Consider the following 6,490-nt stretch of genomic DNA (forward strand, 5'->3'; position numbering starts at 1 on the left):
TCTTTGCACACATGGCTACTTCTCCTTGTTGCGCGGTTGATCCCGGTTCAGGATAACCCAACGGCGGGGAAGCAGCCAACACATCCCATTAGCGGCTATTGACAGCAAGCTATGGTGCCGCGTTGCAGCTTTCGCATTTCTGCCTTTCGTTAACGTTGCAGCATTTCCGATCAGGTATTGCCTGCGAGTTGAAAGAAAGATTTTCCAAAGATGGTCAGCCTGTTGATACGCGCAGGGTTACTGGGTCTTTGCCATTTCTTTCAAACGATAGCCGACCCCCGGTTCGTTCTGTATCATGGTCGGGCTTGCTGGGTCGTCTTCGAGTTTCTTGCGCAGGGATCGCACGGTCACACGCAGGTATTCAACATGTTCCGTATGCGCGGGACCCCAGACTTCTCGCAGCAGATGGGTGTGGGTCAGCACCTTCCCCGGATGGCTGGCAAGGGCGGAGAGCAGCGTGAATTCTTTTGGGGTCAGTTTTACCTCAGTCTCGTGTTTCCAGACCTCATGTGCATCAAAGTCAATCCTGATAGCTCCAGCGGTTAGCTGGCGTTGAACGCCACGCTGCTGGTCAGCGCGTCGCAGGCAGGACCGGATGCGCGCCATCAGTTCCTCGCTGTCGAAGGGTTTGGTGACGTAATCGTCCGCGCCAAGGTCGAGAGCGGCGACCTTTTCGCTTGATGCCTCGCGCGCGGTCAGCACGATGATCGGCACGGCCTTTTCCCGAAATGCACCGATCAGCTCCAGCCCGTCACGGTCTGGCAGACCGAGATCCAGCAGCACAAGCTGGGGGGGTGATGCTTTCAGCACAGCCAAAGCCGCCGCCGCGCTCTCTGCCTCGATGGTGCCAAAGCCACTGCGCTGGATTGCCACCGACAGCAGCCGGCGGATGGGCATTTCATCATCGACGATCAGAATCTGGGCCATCACGTAATATCCTCCAACGCCAGATGCACGACAGCCTCGTGCGGCATGCGGATCGTAAAGCGTGACCCGCCTTTCTGGCGACGGGCGGCTTCGACGGTAAAGCCCATGGCCTCGGCGAAACCCTTGACTATGGCAAGGCCCAACCCCGAACCGCCGGTCCGGTCCGATGTTTCCCCACGCGCGAAACGGTCAAAGATGCGCTGTTCGCTGCCCGCTGGAATGCCCGGCCCACTGTCCAGCACGTCGATCACCGGACCACGGCGGCCGAGCCGGGCGATGATTTCGATCGGCTGATCTGGGGACGAGTATTTTGCCGCGTTAGCGACGAGGTTCAGCAATGCATGGTTAAGCAGAACGGCATCCGCCCGCACCAATGGCAGGTCCGGATCAATCGTTGTTTTCACTTCGCGATCAGCCAATGTCCTCGAGAGATCGCTTGTGACCGATGCGATGACATCGGTCAGGTCGATGGGGCCGATATCCGGTGTGACAGCGCCTTCCTCGATGCGGGTGAGGTCCAACAGGTCCGACAGGAACCGGTTCAGTCGTCGTGCTTCGCTGCGGACGGTTTCGACAAGCTCGGCCTCGGTCCCTGTCGCGGAAATCGCTTCGGCAGCAGCGGTCACGGCGGTCAGCGGTGTGCGCAGGTCGTGGCTGAGCGACGCGAGCAAGGCCGCGCGTAGGCTGTCGCGCTGACGGACCACCTCCATGTCGCGCATGTCAGCCTCCAGCTTGAGGCGCTCATGGGCCAGGGCCGCCTGATCGATCAGACTTTCGGCCAGCGCCGCTCGCTCGGTCGGAATGGGGTCGCGGCCATGCGGTCCGCGAAAGCCAAGGACTGCCAGTGTTCCGAGCGAGGTCTTGAGCGGGCGGAACTGCCACGCGCTGGCGGTGAGGGTATTGGTGCCGATGCCGGCCTCCTCGCCATGCTCCATCACCCATTCCGCGGCAGCACGGTCCACCGGGCTGAGATTTGGCTTGGTCTGACCGAATGCCGTTATCTTCACGCCGTCAGAAGAGGGGTGCAGCACTATGGTCTGCACCGCCAGCAAGGAGCGCAATTCATCACGGATGAGCTGCGCTGTCTCTTCCGTGTTGCTTGCAGCGCCGAGTCGCGTGGCAAACCGCGCAAGTCCCGCATTCTCGCGGGCGCTGCGCATGGCGAGTGCAGCGGCGGCGCGGGCGCGAGCCGCAAGCTGTCCGGTGATGATCGCGACGACCACCAGCAACACAGCCGTGATGATATTCGCAGGCCCGTATATTATGAAGGTGTAGAACGGTGGAAGGAAAAAGAAGTTGAAGGCGATTCCGGCGGCAATCGCTGCGATCAGGCCAGCGCGAAACCCGTAAAGGCTCGCGCTGACGATCACCGGCAGCAGATAAAGAAGGTCGATCGGGCCGCGACTGATCCAGCCCTGCGCCAGAAATGCGGCCAACGTCAGCGCCGCGACCGATCCGATGGCCACGACGTCTCCGGTCCAGCTTCCGCGTGGAATGAGACGCCGCCAGTCGCGCCGACCGACCTGATCGTCAAAGGGAATGACATGGATGGCGATCCCGGCTGTTCGGTCGAGCATATCCTGAATGATCGTATCACGCGGCCCCCACGAGCCGCCATGCCCACGTGATTTTCCAAGCACGAGCTGCGTTGCGCGCACGTCCTTGCAATGCGCGAGAATGGCATCCTGAACGGAGGTTGCGGGCACCGATTGCAGCGTGGCCCCGAGCGACCCCGCCAGAGACAGGTTTCCAGCCAATTGCGTCTTCTCTGCGTCACTGAACCGCGCCGCCGCCGGTGTCTCGACATAAAGCGCGATCAGCGGGGCCTTGAGCGCATCGGCCAGACGCTTGGCGGCGCGGATCACCTGCTCGCCGCCCGCGGCCTGAGAGATCGCGACAAGGATGCGCTGCCCCCCAGCCTGTCCGCCCTCCTTGCCGGTGACGCTTTTGTGTTCCTGAATGCGCGCATCGACATATTGTGCGGCATGACGCAGGGCAAGTTCCCGCAGGGCGAGCAGGTTGCCCTTGGAGAAGAAGTGATCGAGCGCCTGACGCGCCTGTTCGGGCACGTAGACCTTACCGTCTCCAAGACGCGAAATGAGATCCTCGGGCGGCAGGTCGATCAGTTCGATCTCGGCATTCTCGAACACTTTGTCGGGCACGGTTTCGCGCACGCGGACATGGGTGAAACTGCCCACAACATCATTCAGGCTTTCGACATGCTGGATGTTCACGGTGGTCATCACATCGATGCCGGCAGCCAGCAATTCCTCGATATCCTGCCAGCGCTTGGGGTGGCGGCTGCCGGGGGCGTTGGTGTGGGCCAACTCGTCCACCAACACGATCTGCGGCTGCCGCTCCAACACAGCGTCGAGGTCCATTTCGGTCAGGGCCTGCCCGCGATAGGCAATTTCCTTTCGCGCGATGATCGGCAAGGGGGCAACCAGAGCCTCGGTTTCCTTGCGGCCATGCGTTTCAACGATGCCGATCACAACATCGGCGCCGCCTTCCAGCTTTTCGGCACCCTCGAGCAGCATTTCATAGGTTTTCCCGACGCCGGGGGCGGCGCCGAGAAAGATCTTGAGCATGCCACGCCCTTCACGAGCCGCTTCGCGCAGCAAGGCATCGGGTGAAGGGCGGGCATCTTCGGTCATGGCGAAACGCTACTCCGTTTCCGCAATGCGGGGCAATTCCGCATCGAGCGCGAGGTTCAGTTCCAGCACGTTGACGATCAAATCCGTCGTGAGCACCCCACCGGGGGACGCGGCCAACCGGTTGATGACGGCGCGCACGGCTTGTGGTTCGATACCACGCGCCGTCGCCACACGCTCGGCCTGAAACAACGCCCCTGCGCGCGAGATATGCGGATCAAGCCCCGCGCCAGAGGCGGTCACCAGATCTGCGGGGATCGGATTTGTCTCACTGACGCCGCCATGGGCGGCGATCAGGTTGGCCGCACGGTCCGCCAACACCGGGTTGGCGGGCGACAGGTTCGACCCGCCTGCAGCAGCGGCGTCATAATCCACCGCCGAGGGGCGAGGCCAGATATATTCCGGCGCGGTGAACCCCTGCGCGATAAGGCGACTGCCGATGATTGTGCCGTCGCTGTCGGCAATCAGCGACCCGTTGGCGGTCGTCGGGGTGACTGCCTGCGCAAAGCCGAGGATGACCGTGGTATAGCCAGCGACGCAGATCGCCATCGTGGCGACGGTGACCCGCAGGCCAGAAAGAATGTTGGACATTTGGATATCTCCTTTCAGTGCCGGTCAAGGCAGCGAGAAATGTTCGGCCAGCGGCCCGAGGGCGGCAGCAGGCAGGAAGGTCAGCGCGCCAAATATGACAATGGTCAAGCCCAGCATGGTGCCGAAGGTTGCATCCTCGACCCCGAGCGTGCCCGCACTTTCCGCGGCACGGCGCTTGGTCATCAGGCTACCAACGATCGCAAGCGGCAGGATGATCGGCAGGAAGCGACCCAGCAGCATCACGACGCCTGTGGCGATGTTCCAGGCCCAGGTGCCGTCGCCCAACCCCTCGAACCCAGAGCCGTTATTGGCCGCCGCCGAGGTGAACTCGTAGAGGATCTCCGAGAAACCATGCGCACCCATATCCTGCACCGTGGATTGGCCTAGCGAGGTTGCGGCAAAGAGTGCCGTGCCGCCTAGGATCAGGAAGGCATGGAAAAACAGCGCCAGAACCGCCAGCCGCACCTCCTTGGCCTCGATCCTGTGACCCAGATATTCCGGCGTACGCCCCACCATCATCCCCGCGACAAAGACCGCGACGATGATATAGAGAAACATGTTGATCATCCCCACGCCGACGCCGCCAAAGGTCGCGTTGAGCCACATGCCCGCCATCGGCATCAGGCCGGTCAGCGGGTTGAGGCTGTCATGCATCGCCCCCACCGACCCATTCGACGTGGACGTGGTCAGCACTGCCCAAAGCGGCCCGCCAGTGGCCCCAAAACGCAGTTCCTTGCCTTCGAGATTGCCGGTATCCGAGGCGACGGGCAGTTCGGCAAAGGCCGGAGTCGGCGCGGACTCGAAAGCGACCGAACCAGTGATCTTGACGAGAATGAAAAGCGTCATCACCGCGAAAATCACGCCTGCATGCTTCATCCGGCCCAGAATCCCGCCGAACATCCAGACGCAAGACATCGGAATTATGATGATCGCAATCATCGCCAACCCATTGGTCCAGAAGGTCGGGTTTTCCAGTGGATGCGTGGCGTTGGGGCCAAAGAAGCCGCCGCCATTGGTGCCAAGCTGCTTGATGGTCAGAAAGGCCGCGACCGGCCCGCGCGCGATGGTCTGCGTGACACCTTCCAGCGTGGTCGCAACCGCCGAGCCTTGCAGCGTCATCGGCATCCCGCCCAGCACCATCAGCATGGCGACGATCAGAGCCACGGGCAGCAGCACAAGAAAGCTCGCGCGTTGCACATCAACCAGAAAGTTGCCAAGCATCGAGCGGCCCGCAATGCCACGAGCCAGTGCCGCCAGCGCCGCAATCCCCGTCGCGGCCGAGACGAATTGCAGCCACATCAGACCCGCCAGCTGGCTGAGATAGCTCATCGAGGCTTCGCCCGAATAATGCTGCAGGTTGGTGTTTGTCGTAAACGACGCGGCGGTATTGAACACCAACGTCGGATCGTGCGGCCCCATCCCGTCAGGGTTCAGCGGCAGGTGCTGCTGCAACGCAAGGATCAGGAAGGTGACGGTGAACATGATGGCGTTGAAGACCAGCATGGTCACAAGGTAGCTTTTCCATCCCTGTTCCTCTGCTGTGCCACCGATGCGGGTGAACAGGCGGCTCGCGCCGCTCATCTGCCCTGCATCAGGGTCCATCGCTAGTTTCATGTAAATCCCAAGCGGCAGCGACAATAGTGCCGTGCCCCCAATGACAAGAGCTATGATCAACACATGGTCCATGGTGTCAGTCCTTGAAAATCCGGGTCACGACGCCGATCAAAGCGGCAAAGATCGCGATCCCGAGTGCATAGGTGAGAAAGATCATCAGGAGTTTCCTTTACGCAAGGCCAAGGCCGGAGACCGCCACGTCGATCAGCTTGATGCCGACGAAAGGAGCGATCAGGCCGCCAAGGCCGTAGATGGCAAGATTGCGGACAAGCTGGCGTGACGCGCTTTGCGGGCGGTAGGTGACACCGCGCAAGGCCAATGGCACCAGCAAGGGGATGATGAGCGCGTTGAAGATGATCGCTGAGAGGATGGCGCTTTGCGGGCTGGACAACCCCATGACATTCAGCGCCTCCAACCCTGGGTAGAGCGCCACAAAGATCGCCGGAAGGATGGCGAAATACTTGGCCACGTCATTCGAGATCGAGAATGTGGTCAACGCGCCGCGCGTCATCAGCAATTGCTTGCCGATGCCCACGACCTCGATCAGCTTGGTCGGGTTGTTGTCGAGATCGACCATGTTGCCCGCCTCGCGCGCCGCCTGAGTGCCGGTATTCATCGCAACACCCACATCGGCCTGTGCGAGGGCTGGCGCGTCGTTGGTGCCGTCGCCGCACATGGCGACCAGCTTGCCCTCGCTCTGTTCCTTG

5 protein-coding genes are annotated in these 6,490 nt (G+C 61.6%); all 5 read right to left on the reverse strand.

Features of this window, described 5'->3' with window-relative positions; genetic code table 11:
• Positions 1 to 237: 237 nt before the first annotated feature.
• Entirely contained in the window at positions 238 to 927 is a 690-nt protein-coding gene (locus ACSSV4_RS22790) for a response regulator (RefSeq protein WP_454277284.1), read from the reverse strand.
• Complete coding sequence (locus ACSSV4_RS22795; protein WP_454277285.1) at positions 927 to 3,581, reverse strand: DUF4118 domain-containing protein; 2,655 nt, start codon at positions 3,579 to 3,581, stop codon at positions 927 to 929. The genes ACSSV4_RS22790 and ACSSV4_RS22795 overlap by 1 nt, the downstream gene beginning before the upstream one ends.
• Before the next feature lie 9 nt (positions 3,582 to 3,590).
• Positions 3,591 to 4,169 (reverse strand): potassium-transporting ATPase subunit C, encoded by a 579-nt coding sequence (locus ACSSV4_RS22800; RefSeq protein ID WP_454277286.1) that lies wholly within the window; start codon positions 4,167 to 4,169, stop codon positions 3,591 to 3,593.
• Positions 4,170 to 4,193: 24 nt separating this feature from the next.
• Positions 4,194 to 5,855 (reverse strand): potassium-transporting ATPase subunit KdpA, encoded by a 1,662-nt coding sequence (gene kdpA, locus ACSSV4_RS22805; RefSeq protein ID WP_454277287.1) that lies wholly within the window; start codon positions 5,853 to 5,855, stop codon positions 4,194 to 4,196.
• Positions 5,856 to 5,952: 97 nt separating this feature from the next.
• Positions 5,953 to 6,490, reverse strand: a 538-nt coding sequence (locus tag ACSSV4_RS22810; RefSeq protein WP_454277288.1) for an HAD-IC family P-type ATPase, incomplete at its 5' end; no start/stop codon positions are given.

This window comes from Roseovarius sp. MBR-154, assembly GCF_053628595.1.

Bases quoted from the DNA above. Each gene is read 5' to 3' on its own strand.
- ACSSV4_RS22790 (WP_454277284.1), bottom strand. From the start codon at position 927: ATGGCCCAGATTCTGATCGTCGATGATGAAATGCCCATCCGCCGGCTG.
- ACSSV4_RS22800 (WP_454277286.1), bottom strand. From the start codon at position 4,169: ATGTCCAACATTCTTTCTGGCCTGCGGGTCACCGTCGCCACGATGGCG.
- ACSSV4_RS22795 (WP_454277285.1), bottom strand. From the start codon at position 3,581: ATGACCGAAGATGCCCGCCCTTCACCCGATGCCTTGCTGCGCGAAGCG.
- kdpA (WP_454277287.1), bottom strand. From the start codon at position 5,855: ATGGACCATGTGTTGATCATAGCTCTTGTCATTGGGGGCACGGCACTA.